Annotated in this window: 13 protein-coding genes; 9 read left to right on the top strand and 4 right to left on the bottom strand. The window is 72.5% G+C overall.

Features of this window, described 5'->3' with window-relative positions; all coding sequences use genetic code 11:
• Positions 1–28 precede the first annotated feature (28 nt).
• The 3 genes from IG54_RS0107640 (at position 29) to IG54_RS0107630 (ending at position 4,447) form a co-directional block, all read left to right on the top strand.
• Positions 29–1,684 carry an FAD-binding dehydrogenase gene (locus tag IG54_RS0107640; protein ID WP_030778862.1) on the top strand — a complete coding sequence of 552 codons (1,656 nt, stop codon included), beginning with the start codon at positions 29–31 and terminating at the stop codon, positions 1,682–1,684.
• Between the two features lie 168 nt (positions 1,685–1,852).
• The gene (locus IG54_RS0107635) at positions 1,853–2,815 is read left to right on the top strand and encodes a hypothetical protein (RefSeq protein ID WP_030778861.1); all 963 of its coding nucleotides are present in this window, start codon (positions 1,853–1,855) and stop codon (positions 2,813–2,815) included.
• A 66-nt stretch (positions 2,816–2,881) separates the two neighbouring features.
• Positions 2,882–4,447: an APC family permease gene (locus tag IG54_RS0107630; protein ID WP_030778859.1), complete on the top strand. Its 1,566-nt coding sequence runs from the start codon at positions 2,882–2,884 to the stop codon at positions 4,445–4,447.
• A gap of 80 nt (positions 4,448–4,527) precedes the next feature.
• On the opposite strand, the gene IG54_RS0107625 is transcribed toward IG54_RS0107630, so the two are convergent.
• A complete protein-coding gene (locus IG54_RS0107625; RefSeq protein ID WP_030778857.1) occupies positions 4,528–5,925 on the bottom strand; it encodes a gluconate:H+ symporter in 1,398 nt (465 codons plus the stop codon).
• A 121-nt stretch (positions 5,926–6,046) separates the two neighbouring features.
• Entirely contained in the window at positions 6,047–6,553 is a 507-nt protein-coding gene (locus tag IG54_RS0107620) for a gluconokinase (protein WP_030778856.1), read from the bottom strand.
• Positions 6,554–6,698: 145 nt separating this feature from the next.
• Between IG54_RS0107620 and IG54_RS0107615 the strand changes: the two genes are divergently transcribed.
• From IG54_RS0107615 to IG54_RS0107605, 3 genes are all read left to right on the top strand, one after another.
• Positions 6,699–7,400 (top strand): FadR/GntR family transcriptional regulator, encoded by a 702-nt coding sequence (locus IG54_RS0107615; RefSeq protein ID WP_030778854.1) that lies wholly within the window; start codon positions 6,699–6,701, stop codon positions 7,398–7,400.
• 27 nt (positions 7,401–7,427) lie between these two features.
• A complete protein-coding gene (locus IG54_RS0107610; protein ID WP_030778852.1) occupies positions 7,428–7,838 on the top strand; it encodes a YchJ family protein in 411 nt (136 codons plus the stop codon).
• A gap of 325 nt (positions 7,839–8,163) precedes the next feature.
• The gene (locus IG54_RS0107605) at positions 8,164–11,034 is read left to right on the top strand and encodes a peroxidase family protein (RefSeq protein WP_030778850.1); all 2,871 of its coding nucleotides are present in this window, start codon (positions 8,164–8,166) and stop codon (positions 11,032–11,034) included.
• A 64-nt stretch (positions 11,035–11,098) separates the two neighbouring features.
• Here the strand turns inward: IG54_RS0107605 and IG54_RS0107600 are convergent, their stop codons facing one another.
• Positions 11,099–12,670, bottom strand: coding sequence for an acetolactate synthase large subunit (locus IG54_RS0107600; RefSeq protein ID WP_030778848.1), 1,572 nt, complete (start codon positions 12,668–12,670; stop codon positions 11,099–11,101).
• 72 nt (positions 12,671–12,742) lie between these two features.
• The gene (locus IG54_RS0107595) at positions 12,743–13,792 is read right to left on the bottom strand and encodes a GlxA family transcriptional regulator (RefSeq protein ID WP_051819338.1); all 1,050 of its coding nucleotides are present in this window, start codon (positions 13,790–13,792) and stop codon (positions 12,743–12,745) included.
• A 52-nt stretch (positions 13,793–13,844) separates the two neighbouring features.
• Here IG54_RS0107595 and IG54_RS0107590 point away from each other — a divergent pair, with 52 nt between their 5' ends.
• The 3 genes from IG54_RS0107590 to kdpF all read left to right on the top strand — a co-directional run bounded on the left by IG54_RS0107590 (position 13,845) and on the right by kdpF (position 16,660).
• Positions 13,845–14,291 (top strand): cupin domain-containing protein, encoded by a 447-nt coding sequence (locus IG54_RS0107590; protein ID WP_078593832.1) that lies wholly within the window; start codon positions 13,845–13,847, stop codon positions 14,289–14,291.
• Between the two features lie 191 nt (positions 14,292–14,482).
• A complete protein-coding gene (locus tag IG54_RS0107585) occupies positions 14,483–16,324 on the top strand; it encodes an APC family permease (protein ID WP_030778841.1) in 1,842 nt (613 codons plus the stop codon).
• Between the two features lie 246 nt (positions 16,325–16,570).
• Positions 16,571–16,660 (top strand): K(+)-transporting ATPase subunit F, encoded by a 90-nt coding sequence (kdpF, locus tag IG54_RS39640; RefSeq protein WP_037896654.1) that lies wholly within the window; start codon positions 16,571–16,573, stop codon positions 16,658–16,660.
• The last annotated feature ends 6 nt before the right edge of the window (positions 16,661–16,666 follow it).

Here is a 16,666-nt window from a genome sequence, read left to right as displayed (position 1 = left end):
CGGGCCCCTGTCGAGGAGGACGACCCCCATGGCGTACGACGCAGATGTGATCGTGATCGGGGCGGGGCTCGCCGGACTCGCGGCGACCGCGGAACTCGTCGACGCGGGCCGCCGGGTCATCCTCGTCGACCAGGAGCCCGAGCAGTCCATCGGCGGACAGGCGCACTGGTCCTTCGGCGGCCTCTTCCTGGTGGACTCGCCCGAGCAGCGGCGGATGCGGATCAAGGACTCCCACGCGCTGGCCCTCCAGGACTGGATGGGTACGGCCGCCTTCGACCGCCCCGAGGACCACTGGCCGCGCGAGTGGGCCGAGGCGTACGTCGACTTCGCGGCCGGGGAGAAGCGGTCCTGGCTGCGCGGCCAGGGCGTCCGCTTCTTCCCCGTCGTCGGCTGGGCCGAGCGCGGCGGCTACGACGCACAGGGCCACGGCAACTCCGTACCGCGCTTCCACATCACCTGGGGGACGGGCCCGGGACTGCTCGCGCCGTTCGTGCGGCGGGTGCGCGCCGGGGTCGCGCGCGGCCTCGTCCAGCTGAGGTTCCGCCACCGGGTCACCGGCCTCACGCGCAGCGCGGGCAGCGTCGACACTGTCTCCGGCGAGGTCCTCGAACCGTCGGACGCCGAGCGCGGCAGGGCCAGCGGCCGGGAGGTCGCGGGCACCTTCGAGTTCCGCGCCCAAGCGGTGATCGTCACCTCGGGCGGCATCGGCGGCAACCACGACCTCGTACGCGCCAACTGGCCCGAGCGGCTGGGCACTCCGCCCGAGAAGATGATCTCCGGGGTGCCCGCGCATGTGGACGGCAGGATGCTCGGCATCGCCGAGGACGCGGGAGCGCGCCTCATCAACCGCGACCGCATGTGGCACTACACCGAGGGCATCCAGAACTGGAACCCCATCTGGGAGCGGCACGGCATCCGCATCCTGCCGGGCCCCTCGTCCCTGTGGCTCGACGCGCGCGGCGACCGCCTGCCCGTGCCGCTCTTCCCCGGCTTCGACACCCTCGGCACACTGCACCACATCATGAGCACCGGCTACGACTACACCTGGTTCGTGCTCAACCAGCGCATCATCGGCAAGGAGTTCACGCTCAGCGGCTCCGAGCAGAACCCCGACCTGACCGGGAGGTCGGTGCGCGGCGTCCTCGACCGCGCGCGCTCCGAAGTGCCGGGCCCCGTCAAGGCGTTCATGGACCACGGCGTCGACTTCGTGGTGGAGAAGGACCTCGGCGCACTGGTGCGCGGGATGAACGCGCTCGGCAAGGAACCCCTCATCGAGGAGGCCGCGCTGCGCCGCACCCTCGCCGCCCGCGACCGCGAGATCGCCAACCCCTTCACCAAGGACCTCCAGATCACCGCCATCCGCGGCACCCGCAAGTTCCTCGGCGACCGTCTCATCAGGACCGCCGCCCCGCACCGCATCCTCGACCCCAAGGCCGGCCCCCTGATCGCCGTACGCCTCAACATACTCACCCGCAAGACGCTCGGCGGCCTGGAGACCGACCTCTCCTCGCGCGTTCTGACCGAGGGCGGCGCCCCCCTTCCGGGTGTGTACGCGGCCGGGGAGGCCGCCGGTTTCGGCGGCGGGGGAGTGCACGGCTACCGCTCGCTCGAAGGGACCTTCCTCGGCGGCTGCCTCTTCTCCGGGCGCACCGCGGGCCGTGCGGCCGCCCGCGAGGTGAGTTGAGCAGCTCTTTACCAAGCGGGGGCGTCCCAGGTGAAGGGCGAAGTCCGGGGATAGTGAAACGAGTTGGTGAACAACGAAGGTTAGGCTGCCCTTGACGTGGAGTGGTGCCTACCGCTTTGCTGTGCGTGATCATTCGTAAGCGAACCGCGCCGGGGAGGACGTCCCGCGGTGTCACCACCTCCACCCCCACTGGGCCGTTCCCGCAAGAGGGCCGCGGCGCACACCTTCGACCCCGCGCTCGACGACGCCGAACTGGTCGCCGCACGGGCCGCGTTGGCGCAGGGGCGCTGGATCGAGGTCCGCGCGCTGCTCGCCGCGACCGGCGACGACTGGGACCGCAGGGGCCACCGCTTCGACGTCCTCGGGCAGGAGCCCACCACGGCCGCGTGGGCCCGCGACTGGCGGCTCGTGGAGCCCGAGAGCTACGACGCCGAGGTGCTGCTCGCCTTCGCCGCCGTCCACAAGGCGCTGCGCGACAAGAAGCGTCCGGACCAGGCGCGCGCCCTGTGCCGGGAGGCGGCCACCCGTGTCCCCGCCGACCCGACGCCCTGGCTCGCGCTGCTCCTGCTCGAACGGTCACTGGGCCGCGAGGAGGACGTCGTACGCCTCTTCGACGAGGTCCGCCACCGCCACCCCGAGCACCACCACGCCCACCATCTGATGGCCGCCCGCCTCGCCGAGCGGCGGCCGGGCGCGGGCCAGGACCCGCTGCACGAGGTCTACGACTTCGCCGCCTGGGCCGCCGAACAGGCTCCCGCCGACTCGCCGTTGGCGGTGCTGCCCGTCGTCGCGCACGCCGAGCGCTACCGCGTCCTCGCCGCCGCCGGCCTGGAATCGCCCAACCCGATGGCCTCCGGGCACTGGACCGGGCGCCGCGCCCGCGGCGTCATGAAGACCGCCTTCGACTGGTGGCTGGAGTGGGAGACGCCCGACGAGCCGACCCACCCGCGCTGCCACGTCGACCTCAACTTCCTCGCCCACGCCCAGTGCTGCGAGGGCAGGGCGGCCGAGGCCGCCGTGCTCTTCCACCGCATCGGCCGGCACGCGACTCCGGACCCCTGGTCGTACCCGGACCGGGACCCGCACCGGGCGTTCACCGCCGCGCGCGCCTCCGCACTCGGATCGGTCTGAACGGCCCCTATCCCCTGCAAGGCCCTCAGAAGGCCCCCGAAAACATCCCGAAAGGACAACCGCGCCATGGCGACGGGCAGTTCGAGCACGAGCGGCACCAGATCCCTCGGTGAACCGACGGGTGACAGCGGGATCAGCACGTACAAGGGGCAGGAACGCGCGCTGCGCGCGGGCCGCCTCGGCACGGCGGGCCTGCTGCTCTCCGTGCTCGCCGCGACCGGCCCGCTGATGGTGGTCGCCGGAGTCATGCCCACCACGTACGGCGTGATGGGCATCGTCGGACAGCCCCTGCTCTTCCTCATCCTCGGCGTCGTCCTCGCGCTCTTCAGCCTCGGGTACGCGGAGATGAGCCGGCACGTCCACAACGCCGGGGCCTTCTACGCGTACATATCCCGTGGCCTCGGCGGCACCGCGGGCGCGGGCGCCGCGCTGGTGGCCCTCGTCGCCTACAGCGCCCTCCAGGCGGGCCTGTACGGCCTGCTCGGCTTCGAGGTGTCCGGGCTGCTCCTGACGTACTTCGAGGTCGAGGTCGCCTGGTGGATCCCCGCGCTGGTCACCGTCGCCGTCGTCGCCGTGCTCGCCTGGCTGAAGATCGACCTGAACGCCCGCGTGCTCGGCGTGCTGCTGCTCGTCGAGGTGGCGCTCGTCGTCATCTTCGACATCGCGGCCATCGCCGACCCGGCGCGGGAAGGCCTGTCCCTGGAGGCGTTCCACCCGGACACCCTCACCGGCGCGGGCGTCGCCACGTCCCTGTGCTTCTGCATCGCGGCCTTCACCGGCTTCGAGCAGGCCCCCGTCTACGCCGAGGAGACCAGCCGCCCGCAGGTCGTCGTCGCCCGCGTGATGTTCTTCGCCGTCGGCTTCGTCGCCGTCTTCTTCGCGCTCAGCTCCTGGGCGCTGACGGTCGCGGCCGGCCCCTCCGGAATCGTCCCGGCGGCCCGGGAACAGAGCGCGGGGCTGCTCTTCGGCCTCACCGAGTCCCGGCTCGGCGCCACCTTCACCGACGTACTCCATGTCCTGTTCGTGACCGGCATGTTCGCGGCGATCCTCAGCTTCCACAATGTGGTCGCGCGGTACGCGTTCGCGATGGGGCGCGAGGGGCTGCTGCCCGCCGCGTTCGGCCGTACCAACACCTCGACCGGCGCGCCCGGCACCGGCTCGCTGCTCCAGACCGTCGTCTCCGTCGTGGTCGTCGTGGGCTTCGCGGCCGCCGACGACGGCCCGGCGGGCGACCCGACCGCGCCCGTGCTGCACCTGTTCACCTGGGGCGGCAACATCGGCGCGCTCGGCGTGATCCTGCTGATGGCCACCGCGTCCGTCGCCGTCATCGTCTTCTTCGCCCGCAGGGGCGCCGCGCGGGCCCAGGCCTGGCGCATCACGGCGTCCGCGCTCGCCGCGGCCGGGCTCCTCGTCATCGCGGGCTACACGGTCAAGGACTTCGACGTCCTGGTGGCCGCGGGCCCCGACTCGCCGCTGAGCTGGGCGTTGCCCGGGATCATCTTGCTTGCGGCGGTCATCGGAGTGGTCCACGGGGCGATCCTGCGAGCGAGAAACTCCGAGGCGCACGCGCGCATCGGCCTGGGCAACGAGGCGTTCCAGCTCGAGAAGGCGTCCTCGTCGCCGGGGGCGTAAACGAGACGGAGGGGCTGAAAATTCAGCCCCTCCGGCGTTTGAGGAGCGGGGTCCGGGGCGGAGCCCCGCGAGACGGCGCGCTAGATAACCAAGGACAGCAGAAGAACAAGCGCCCCCGCCACCACGGAGATGATCGTCTCCATCACGGACCACGTCTTGATCGTCTGGCCGACGTCCAGGCCGAAGTACTCCTTGACCAGCCAGAACCCGGCGTCGTTCACGTGCGAGAAGAACAGCGACCCCGCACCGATGGCCAGCACCAGCAGCGCCGTGTGGGACGTCGACATGTCCGCCGCCAGCGGCGCCACGAGACCCGCTGCCGAGATCGTCGCGACCGTCGCGGAACCCGTCGCGAGCCGGATGGCGACCGCGATCAGCCAGGCCAGCAGCAGTGCGGGAATCGACCAGTCCTTGGAGAAGTCCAGGATCATCCGGCCCACGCCCACATCGATGAGCGTCTGCTTGAAGCCGCCGCCCGCGCCCACGATCATCAGCACGCCCGCGATCGGGGCGAGCGACTTCTCGACGGTCGTGGAGAGCCGCTCCTTGGTGAAACCGGCCGCGCGGCCCAGCGTGAACATGCCCACGATCACCGCCGCGAGCAGCGCGATCAGCGGCGAGCCGATGACGTCGAAGACCCGCTGCACGGTGGCCTCGGGGTCGTCGACCACGATGTCCACCAGCGCCTTGGCCAGCATCAGCACGACGGGCAGCAGTACGGTCGCCACCGTGACACCGAAGCCGGGACGCTTCTCCAGGTCCTCCGAGGGCCGCTGCGGGATCATCTTCTCGGGGGCGGGTACGTCCACCCAGCGCGCCGCGACCTTCGAGAACAGCGGCCCCGCGATGACCACCGTGGGAAGGGCGACGAGGACGCCGAGGGCCAGCGTGACACCGAGGTTGGCCTCCACCGCGTCGATGGCGACGAGCGGGCCGGGGTGCGGCGGGATCAGCCCGTGCATGACGGACAGGCCGGCCAGGGCCGGGATGCCGATCCGCATCAGCGAGTAGTTGCCGCGCTTGGCGACCATCAGAACCACCGGGATCAGCAGCACGATGCCGACCTCGAAGAAGAGCGGCAGACCGATCACCGAGGCGATCAGGACCATCGCCCACGGCATCGCGCGCCCGCCCGCCTTGGCGAGGATCGTGTCGACGATCTGGTCGGCACCCCCGGAGTCGGCGAGCAGCTTGCCGAGGATCGCGCCGAGCGCGATGAGCACACCCACGCCCGCCACGGTCGAGCCGAGGCCGGCCGTGAAGCTGGCGATGGCCTTGTCGAGAGGGGCACCCGAGAAGGCGCCGAGCGCGAGCGACCCGACGGTCAGCGCGAGGAAGGCGTGCAGCTTGAACTTGGTGATGAGCAGGACGATGACGGCGATGCCCGCGAGAACGGCGATCCCGAGCTGGGCATGGCCCGCCGAGGTGATCGGCTCGACGGAGTCCGCTGCCAGCATCTCGACGCTGAGATGGGTCACGGTGGCTTCCTTGTACGTGATGGTGGTGCGGTGCGGGAGCGCGCCCGAGGGGCGCGGGGAACTGCGCGGCCGGCCCTGGGCGGCCCGCAGGTATGAATCCGGTACGAATCCGGCCGAACGCTCAGCCGAGGTGGCTCAAGGCCTCCGCGGCCCTGGCGGCGATCTCCACCGGAGACCCGGCGACATCGACGGCGACCCCCGCCTCATCGCTCCCGAGAGGCTGCAACGTGGCGAACTGCGAATCGAGCAGCGCCGTAGGCATGAAGTGCCCCTTGCGCTGCCTCATCCGCTCCTCGATGAGCTTCCGATCGCCGGTGAGGTGGACGAAGACGACGCCGGGGGCGGCGGCCCGCAGCCGGTCCCGGTAGCTCCGCTTCAGCGCCGAGCTGCTGACCACCCCGCCCCGCCCCGCGCGCCCGTGCGCCCAGCCGCCGATGGCGTCGAGCCACGGCCGGCGGTCGTCATCGGTGAGCGGAGTGCCGGAGGACATCTTCCGGACGTTCTCCGGCGGGTGGAAGTCGTCGCCTTCGGCGTACGGGACGCCGAGCCGGTCCGCGAGCAGGGGGCCGATCGTGGTCTTGCCGGTCCCTGCCACGCCCATGATCACGACGACGTGGGGGGTGCTCATCGCGTGCCTCGCTGTCTTCATCGACATCATCGACATCGTTCGGTTCGTTCACGCCACTGAAACCCATTAGGTATGACGAATTCAAGAGCCTGTGATGTAAAAGTCTGACTTATTGTTCACGGGGCTCTCCTCGTAGGCTTCCGTCATGACCGCACAGACCCGAGGGCTCCACTCCCGCGTACTGGAAAGCCTCGGGCCCGCCATCACCGCGGGCGAGTACCCACCCGGCAGCGTCCTGCGCACGGACGAACTGGCCCAGCGCTTCGAGGTCTCCCGCTCCGTGATGCGGGAGGCGGTCCGGGTCCTGGAGTCCATGCACCTCGTCGCCTCCCGGCGCCGCGTGGGCGTGACCGTACTGCCCACCGAGGAGTGGAACGTCTACGACCCGCAGGTCATCCGGTGGCGTCTGGCCGGCGCCGACCGGGCACGCCAGTTGCGCTCCCTCACCGTGCTGCGCTCCGCGATCGAACCGGTCGCCGCGGGCCTCGCCGCCCGGCACGCCACGGCCGCCCAGTGCGCGGAGCTGACCGAGTGCGCCCTCGGCATGGTCGCCCACTCGCGCGGCCACCAGCTGGAGGGCTATCTGAAGCACGACGTCGCCTTCCACCGGGTCATCCTCAACGCCTCCGGCAACGAGATGTTCGCCCGGCTCGGCGACGTCGTCGCGGAGGTCCTGACCGGGCGCACCGCCCACCAGGTGATGTTCGAGGACCCCGACCCGCCGGCCGTCTCGCTGCACGTCCAGGTCGCGGAGGCCGTCCGGGAGGGCGACGCCGCCCGCGCCGAGGCGCTGACCCGGGAGATCGCCCTCGGCGCCCTCGAAGAGCTGGACATCCTGGCGCCCTGACGCCGGGCGTCCGCCGGGTCGGCGACAATGGGCCCCATGTCCCGACGCGCCACACGCCCCACGACCTGCCCCTGCGGCCACGTCGAGCCGTACGAGAAGTGCTGCGGCCGACTGCACCGCGGCGAGGCCGCCGCCGGCACCCCCGAGGAGCTGATGCGCTCCCGCTACAGCGCGTTCGCGGTGCGGGACGAGGCCTACCTGCTGCGCACCTGGCACCCCCGGACCAGGCCGCCCCGCGTGGAGTTCGACCCGGCGCTGAGCTGGGTGGGCCTGGAGATCGAGGAGACCACCGAGGGCACCGCGTTCCACACCACCGGCACGGTGACCTTCCGCGCCCGGTACACCGACGGGGGCCGCCCGGACGCGCTGCACGAGCGGAGCCGCTTCGAGCGGCTCGACGGGGCGTGGGTGTACGTCGACGGAATGTTCATCGACTGAAACGTCCACCGCCTTCACACCCCGTGTGCGCACACCCGTCGGGACCCGGCCACCAGCGCACCCGCGCGCATGGGACTGCTGGGATGCGGAGATTCACACGGGGTGTGTCCGGTACGGACATGACCCTCCCCCGGAGTCGCCGCAAGGCCGCCGACGGGCCCAAACGCCCTGGCCCGGCCGCCTGTTCGACCCCCCTGTGCGGCCGCGGACATCGGCGGGAACCCTCGCTGCGGCCGCCCGGTGCCGCCAGTAGCGTCTGCCTGCTCCCTGTCCCTCACGCAGTCCCGTACGCAGTCCGTACGCCGTGCGATGGAAGAGGCGCCCGATGGCCGACACCGGACAGCACCAGCAGACCCACGAGCGTTACATGGGTGGCAGCCCCGAAGCGGAACGCCTGATCTTCGAACGCCTGGCCGGTGGGCTGATGAGGGTCCAGGAGAAGAACCGCCGCGCGAGCCGGGGCGCCGACCTGGAACGCGCCCTGCACGCCAAGGCCGTCCTCGGCGTCGAGAACGCCAGGCTCTGCTTCCACGACGACCTCCCCGACGCCCTGCGCGGCGGCTTCGCGCAACCCGGCGCCGCCTACCCCGCGACCGTACGGCTCTCCAACGCGAGCGGCATCCGGCAGGCCGACGGGGCACCCGACCTGCGCGGCATCGCCGTGCGCGTGGCGGTGTCCACCGAGGAGAGCCACGATCTGCTCGCCACCAACCACCCCGTCTCGCACGCCCGTGACGCCCGTGAGTTCGTGGCCTTCGCCAAGGTCATGGCGGGCGCCACCACCCGCGTACGGAAGGCCGTCGCGCTCTTCGTCGAACTCCCGCTCGCCGTCGGACCCTCCACGGCCGCGCGGATGCGCCGCAACATCCGCTCCGCCGCCCGCCGCGAGGTCAGCAGCCTCGCGGCCGAGACGTACTGGAGCCGCAGCGCCATCCTGTGGGCCCAGGCGGGACCCGTCCGCTATCTGCTGCGCCCCCGCGGCCCGGCCGCGGGGCCCGGAACCGGCCACCGCGATCCCCAGTACCTACGCCGCGACCTGGAGACCCGCCTCGCCCGCCAGGACATCGCCTTCGACCTGTGCGTACAGCGGTACGTCGACGAGCGGCGCACGCCCGTCGAGGACGGCTCCGTCGAATGGCTGGAGTCCGTCGCGCCCGCGCTGCCCGTCGCCACGCTCACCGTCCCGAGCCAGGACCTCGACACCGCGGAGGCGCGCGCCGCGGGGCGCCGCGTGGACACGATCGGCTTCAACCCGTGGTTCACCACCGACGACTTCCGCCCCCTCGGCAATCTCAACCGCGCCCGCAAGGCCGCGTACGAGGCGAGCGCGGCCCACCGCCACGGGCTGCGCTTCGTCACCGAGGAACCGCTGCGCAACAAGCTGTTCGGTGCCCCCGTCGGCGCCGCGTTCCGGCTGGTGAACCGCTACGTGCCCTGGCACCGGCTGCCGCCGGCGGCGAGCCTGCTCAACCTCGTCTTCCTGCGCAAGGCGCTGCGCCGCCGCAACCTCATCGACACCGACGTCCACGAGGCACCGCCCAAGGCCGAGCCGGTCCCGGCGCCGCCCGATGAACGGCTGCGGACGGTCCGTTCCTACGACGGTTCGTACAACGACCTCTCCCGTCCCGCCATGGGCGCCGTGGGCGCCCCCTTCGGACGCAACCTCAAGCCGGTCTACCGGCCCGACCTCTTCGACGTACCGAACCCCGTCACGGTCAGCCGCCAACTCCTGTACCGCGACACGTTCCTGCCCGCCACCTCGCTGAACGTCCTGGCCGCCGCCTGGATCCAGTTCCAGGTGCACGACTGGGTCAACCACGGCCGCCACAAGCCGGGCGGCAAGACCGTCGAGGTGCCGCTGCCACCCGGTGGCACCTGGCAGAACACCCCCGGCGGGCCCGCGGAGCACGTGATGCGCTTCGCCGAGAACGAAGGCGCCGAACTCCCCGGCGACCAGCCGCCGATCCTCTTCGCCAACACCGCCTCCCACTGGTGGGACGGCTCCGAGGTGTACGGCGAGAACGAACAGACCGCCAGGTATCTGCGCGTACCGAACGGCGGTGCCGAACTGCGCCTGGAGGAAGGACACCTGCCCCTCGGCCCGAACGGCGTGCCGCTCACCGGCTTCGCCGAGAGCTGGTGGATGGGGCTCAGCGCCATGCACACCCTCTTCGCCCGCGAGCACAACGCGGTCTGCGGCGCGCTGCGCCGCGCCTACCCCTCGATGAGCCAGGAGAGCGTCTACCACACGGCACGCCTCGTCGTCTCCGCCCTCATCGCCAAGATCCATACTGTGGAGTGGACCCCGGCGGTCCTCGCCACCGAGGCCATCGACCTCGGCCTGCACACCAACTGGGACGGCCCGCCCAGCAGTTGGATCCACAAGCTCGGCCTGTGGCTCCTCGAATCCCACTCGCTGACGGGCATCCCCCACACCCTGCCGGACCACCACGCGGCGCCGTACTCCCTGACGGAGGACTTCGTCACCGTCTACCGCATGCACCCGCTGATCCCCGACGACTTCGAGCTGCGCGAGCACCACTTCGGGCGGCGCCTGGAGACCCTCGGCTTCCGCGACATCCAGGGCGCCGCGGCGGAGGGCGCCATCCGCAAGACGGGCCTCGCCGACACGCTGTACTCCTTCGGCATCGCCCACCCCGGCGCGATCACGCTCCACAACTTCCCGCGCGCGCTCCAGCAGTTCGAGCGCGACGGCGAGATCATCGACCTGTCCGTCGTCGACCTGGTCCGCACCCGGCGGCGCGGCGTGCCCCGCTACAACGACTTCCGCGAGGGCCTGCACAAGCCGCGCATACGCCGCTTCGAGGACCTCTCGCAGGACCCCGAGACCGTGGCCCGCCTCAGGGACGTCTACCGCTCGGTCGACGAGATCGACACCGTCGTAGGCCTGTTCGCCGAGAACCCGCCGCACGGCTTCGGCTTCAGCGACACGGCCTTCCGCGTCTTCATCCTCATGGCCACCCGGCGCCTCCAGAGCGACCGCTTCCTCACCGTCGACTTCCGCCCCGAGATCTACACCCCGCTGGGCATCGACTGGGTCCAGAAGGGCGGCATGAAATCCGTCCTGCTGCGGCACTGCCCGGACCTTGCGGGCCTGCTGCCGCGCGGGGTGAGCGCGTTCGCGCCGTGGCGGCACGTGCAGCCGGTGGGCGGCGGGGGCGGCCACGCCGGGTGAGCCGCGACATGGGTCCGCAACGGCTTCCTCGACGGCGACCTGAGACTGCCCCTCGGCCGAGGGATCACGCCGGCGCCGGCACCGCGCAGTCGACGAGGAACGGCCCCGGCTCCGCGAACCCCCTCTTCAGGGACGCCGCGAACTCCTCCGCCGTGGTGGCCCGTTCGGCGGGGACGCCCATCCCGCGCGCCAGCGACACGAAGTCCAGGGCGGGGTGGGAGAGGTCGAGGAGGCGCCGGGCCCTGGCCCCGCCCGCCGCACCCTGCTCCGGGCCCAGCGCCGCCCCCAGCTCCAGATGCAGGATCGCGTACGAGCGGTTGTCGAAGACGACCGTCGTGACGTCGAGGCCCTCCCTGGCCTGCGTCCACAGCGCCTGCGGCGTGTACATCGCGGCGCCGTCCCCGACCAGCGCCAGCACGGGCCGGCCGGGGCAGGCCACCGCCGCGCCCACCGACAGCGGCAGGCCCTGCCCCATCGAACCGCCGGTCAGCGTCAGCCAGTCGTGCGGCGGTGCCGTGGCCGTCGCGCCGGGCAGCCAGATGCCCGAGGTGTTGGCCTCGTCGACGACGACGGCACCCTCCGGGAGCAGCGCCCCGATCACGGCGGCCGCCGACTCAGCGGTCAGCTCACCGGACGGCAGCGCGGGCCGCACCACCTCTTCCCGTACGGGGGAGGGGCCGGGCCCCACCACCTCGGCGAGCCCCTCGAGAGCCGACGTCACGTCCTCCGCGCCCACCGTGAGTGTATGCACCGCGCACCCCTCGGGCACCAGCGCGCCACCCTGGCCGGGATAGGCGAAGAAGCTGACCGGTGAGGCCGCCCCGGCGAGCACCAGGTGCCGTACGCCCGCCAGTTGACGCTGCGCGCCGGACGCGAAGTAGGCGAGGCGCTCGACGGTCGGCCGGCCCGCGCCGCGCTCCAGGCGGGCCGGGAACGTCTCGCACAGCAGCTTCGCGCCCGTGGCCGCCGCCACCCGGCCCGCGGCCACCAGACCGGCGCCGCGCGCGGCCTCCCCGCCGAGCAGCAGGGCGACGCCCTCACCGGAGCGCAGGGCATCGGCCGCGCCCGTCACCGCGTCCACCGACACGAGGCCGCGCCGCGCGGCGGCGGGCACGGCGGCGGGCGGCGCGGCCGCCTCCGACCAGGACACGTCGGCCGGTACGACCAGCGTCGCGATCGACCCGGGCGGCCCGGTCGCCGCGGCCACGGCCTGCGCGACGTCACCGGCGAGTTCGGCGGCGTGATACGTACGCCGCGTCCAGGCCGAGACCGTGCCCGCGAGCGCCCCGATGTCGGACTCCAGGGGGGCGTCCAGCCGTTTGTGGCGCAGGGCGTGGTCGCCGACGACGTTGACGAGGGGCGTCGCCGCCCGCCGTGCGTTGTGCAGATTGGGCAGGCCGCCCGCGAGGCCCGGCCCCAGGTGCAGCAGCGTGCACGCGGGGCGCCCGGTCATCCGCCCGTACCCGTCGGCGGCGCCCGTGGCCACGCCTTCGAAGAGGCAGAGCACGGGCCGCAGCCGCGGAGCCTCGTCGAGTGCGGCGACGAAGTGCATCTCGGAGGTGCCGGGGTTGGCGAAGCACACGCGGACGCCCCCGTCCACGAGGCCGTCGATCAGGATCTGCGCTCCGTTCGGCATGGCGTTCCGCCTCTGCTCGGTGGCGAGGGCGCGCGGGGGCGCCGGCGCCCGGTGCGTGCGAGAGGCCAGTCTTCACGGGGTGCGGGCCGCGGCGGCAGCCGGGATCCGGCCAGCCGCCAAAGGCCCGCCGGGGCCGAACCTGCGCCGGTAGTCGGACGGGCTGAGCCCCGTCTCCCGGCGCAGCCTGGCCCGCAGATTGGCGGCGGTGCCGAGGCCGCTGCGCCGCGCGACGACATCGAGGCGTTCCTCGCCGCGCTCGATGAGGCGGCAGGCCAGGGCCACCCGCTCACCGGTCAGCCAGGCCAGCGGGGTGGTGCCCAGTTCCGCGCGGAAGCGGCGGTGCAGTGTCGCGGGGCTGACGCCGGCGTGGGCCGCGAGCCCGGCCACGGTGAGGGGGCCCGCCCAGCCCGGTCCCGGCGCGGCTGGTTCGCCGAGGCGCTCCTGCGCCCACGCGAGGAGGGGAGCCAGCGAGAGGTCCGGCACGTCGGGTACCGGGCGCTCCACGAACTGCCGCTGCCCGCCGTCCCGGTGCGCGGCGAACACCAGCCGCCTGCTCACGGAGTTGGCGACCTCCGCCCCGTGGTCGCGGCGCACGAGGTGCAGGCCCAGATCCAGCGCGGCCGAGCTGCCCGCGGCGGTGAGGATGTCGCCGTCGTCGACGAAGAGCACGTCCGGTTCGAGCCGCACCGCCGGGAAGCGCTCCCGGAAGGAGTCGGCCCACTGCCAGTGCGCGGTGGCCCTGCGGCCGTCCAGCACCCCGGCCTCGGCGAGCGTGAACGCCCCGCTACAGAAACCCACCAGCCGGGCGCCGCGCGCGTGCGCCCGCCGGATCGCGCCCAGGACGGCGGGCCGCCGTGGCACCTCGGTGTCCGGCCGGTTGGGCACGATCAGGGTGTCCGCGGTGTCGGCCGCGTCGAGCCCCGCGACCCCGGTGAGCGTGAAGAACCCGTCCCGCATCACGGTGGCCGGAGTGGGGGAGCAGAGCGCGAAGTCGTACAGCTCGCGGCCCAGTTCGGGCCTGCGCAGCCCGAACACCTCGGTCGCGCAGCCCAGTTCGAAGGGGTTGGAGTTCTCGTCGACGATGACGACAACGCGGTGGTGATGCGAGGATTCTTGCGCCATGTGCGATTTCTAGCACTCGCGGGGGCCGCCCGTCACGGCCGAGGATCACCATATGACCACCGAAGCGCACACCGCCGACCAGCCTTTCCCCGCCGCACCGGCGCTCACCCCGGACCGGCCCATCGACCTCGACCAGGCGCTCGCCTCGTTCGACGCCCTGTGGAGCCCCCGCATCGTCACCACCGTCAACGACTACGACGTACGCGTGACCAAGGTCGAGGGCGAACACCTCTGGCACGTCCACGACGACACCGACGAGTTCTTCCTCGTGCTCGGCGGCGAACTCCACATCGACCTGCGCGAACCCGCGGGCGAGCGCAGGGTCACCCTCCCGCGGGGCTCGGTCTTCACGGTCCCGCGCGGCACCGAGCACAAGCCCTCCGCCCCGAACGGCGCCCGCATCCTGCTCTTCGAGCCCACCGGCACGCCGACCGTCGGCGACCGCCACGAGGAGGTCCCGGACCACGTGGACGCGACGACGGGACACGCGCTGGCCTGAGAAGACCCTGCTGTGCTGAGAACACCCTCCTGGCCTGAGCACACCCTGCCGTCAAGATCCCGCGAAGACCAGGCACTTCAGCGCGAAGAACGCGCTAGGGAACGGCACGGCCGACAGGAACCGGACAGAACCTGAGCGCACCCGCCCGCGCCGAGCACCTCCGCTCGCCGGGATCACGAAGGAGTACGCGCATGTCCGCCCTGACGGCCGAGCCGGAGACCGCCGCCCCCGACGAGGAGCCGCCCGACACCGGCGAACGCCACCGGCTCACGGCGCTCACCGGCCTCGCCGCGCTGTCCCTGGACGCGATGGCCTCCGTCGCGTACGGCCCCGAGGCGATCGTCCTCGTCCTGGCCACCGCAGGCGGCCACGGTCTCGGCTTCACCCTGCCGGTGACCCTCGCCATCGCCGCCCTGCTCGCGGTCCTCGTCGCCTCCTACCGCCAGGTCATCGCCGCCTTCCCCGACGGCGGCGGCTCCTACGCCGTGGCCAGGGCCCACCTCGGCCGCCGGGCGTCCCTGGTGGCCGCCGCCTCCCTGGTCCTCGACTACGTCCTGAACGTCGCGGTCGCCGTCACCGCGGGCGTCGCCGCCCTCACCTCCGCCTTCCCCGGCCTGTACGGCGACCGGCTCTGGATCTGCCTCGCCGTCCTCGCCCTGATGACCGCCGTCAACCTGCGCGGCATCGCCGACTCCGCGAAGGCCTTCATCGCGCCGACCGCGGTCTTCGTCCTCGCGATGCTCACCCTCGTCGCCGTCGGCCTCTTCCGCTCCGCCCCGGTCAGCACCGAGGCCGCCCAGGGCCACGCCTCGGCCCTCGCGGACAACGCCACCACCGTCGGCGCCCTGCTCCTGCTGAAGGCCTTCGCCTCCGGCTGCTCCGCGCTCACCGGCGTCGAGGCCATCGCCAACGCCGTGCCGTCCTTCCGCGCCCCGCGCGCCAAGCGTGCCCAGCACGCCGAGATCGCCCTCGGCGCCGTGCTCGGCGTGATGCTGACCGGCCTCGCGGTGCTGATCTCCCGCTTCCACCTCCAGCCGGTCGAGGGCGTCACCGTCCTCGCCCAGCTCGCGGACGCCTCCCTCGGCCACAACTGGGCCTTCTACGTAGTCCAGTTCGCGACGATGACACTGCTCGCCCTCTCCGCGAACACCTCCTTCGGCGGCCTCCCGGTCCTCCTGAAACTGCTGGCCCGCGACAACTTCCTGCCGCACGTCTTCGCCCTGAAGGCCGACCGCCAGGTCCACCGGCACGGAGTCCTCACCCTCGCCGGGGTCTCCGCCGCCCTGCTCGTGCTGTCCGGCGGCGACACCAACACCCTCGTCCCGCTCTTCGCGATCGGCGTCTTCGTCGGCTTCACCCTCGCGCAGACCGGCATGGTCGTGCACTGGCGCCACGAGCGGGGCCCCCGGTGGCGCGGCAAGGCGGCACTCAACGGCCTCGGCGCGCTCCTCACGGGGGTGAGCGCGGTCGTCGTCACCGCCACCAAGTTCCACGACGGCGCCTGGCTGATCGTCGTCGCCCTGCCGCTGCTCGTCGCCGCCTTCGAGACGGTCCACCGCGCCTATACCGGGATCGGCGAACGCCTGGGCCTCGGCCGCGTCCCGGACTGCCCGCGCCGCGCCCGCTCCCTGGTCGTCGTGCCCGTCTCCTCCCTGTCCCGGCTCACCAGCGAGGCACTGACCGCCGCCGTGTCGCTGGGCGACGAGGTGCGCGCGGTGACCGTCTGCCACACCGACCCGGAGGACCGCGCGCAGGCCGAGGCCCTGGAGCGGGACTGGGCGCTGTGGAACCCGGGCGTCCACCTGATCCGCCTGCCCTGCGCCCGACGCAGCCTCGGCCGTCCCGTCGCGGCGTACGTACGCGGCATCGAGGCCACCGAGCCCGGCACGCGCGTCACCGTCCTGATCCCCGAGGTCGAGCCCGCCCGCGCCTGGCAGCGCGTCCTCCAGAACCAGCGCGGCGCGGTGGTGGCCCACGCGGTGCGCAGGGACACCGACGCCGCGATCTGCCGCCTGCGCTTCCGGCTCTCCTAGGAGACCGGCCGAGTCCAGGCGACCGGCCGAGTCGTAAGAGACCCGTCAAGACGTCTCTTGACACCGTATGGACGGCGTCAACGGCGACTGAAAACGGTCTGAGCAGGGGTTTCCTCTAACCGTCAGACCAAGTAGTTCATCCATCCACTTCCTTCAGGAGCCCACGATGGCCGACCTGGCCTTCGTCGCCACCACGATCGCGGTCTTCGCGTTGGTGGCACTTGTCGCCAAGGGGGTGACGAAGCTGTGACCGCCGAGAACGTCGTCGGCCTGATCGTGGCCGTCGCCCTCCTGGGCTATCTCGTCCTCGCCCTCGTCTTTCCGGAGAGGTTCTGAGTACGG

Source organism: Streptomyces sp. NRRL S-920, assembly GCF_000717945.1.
GTDB lineage: Bacteria > Actinomycetota > Actinomycetes > Streptomycetales > Streptomycetaceae > Streptomyces > Streptomyces alboniger.
The sequence above is the reverse complement of the archived record's forward strand: the minus strand, read 5'-3'. Positions and strand labels throughout refer to the sequence as shown.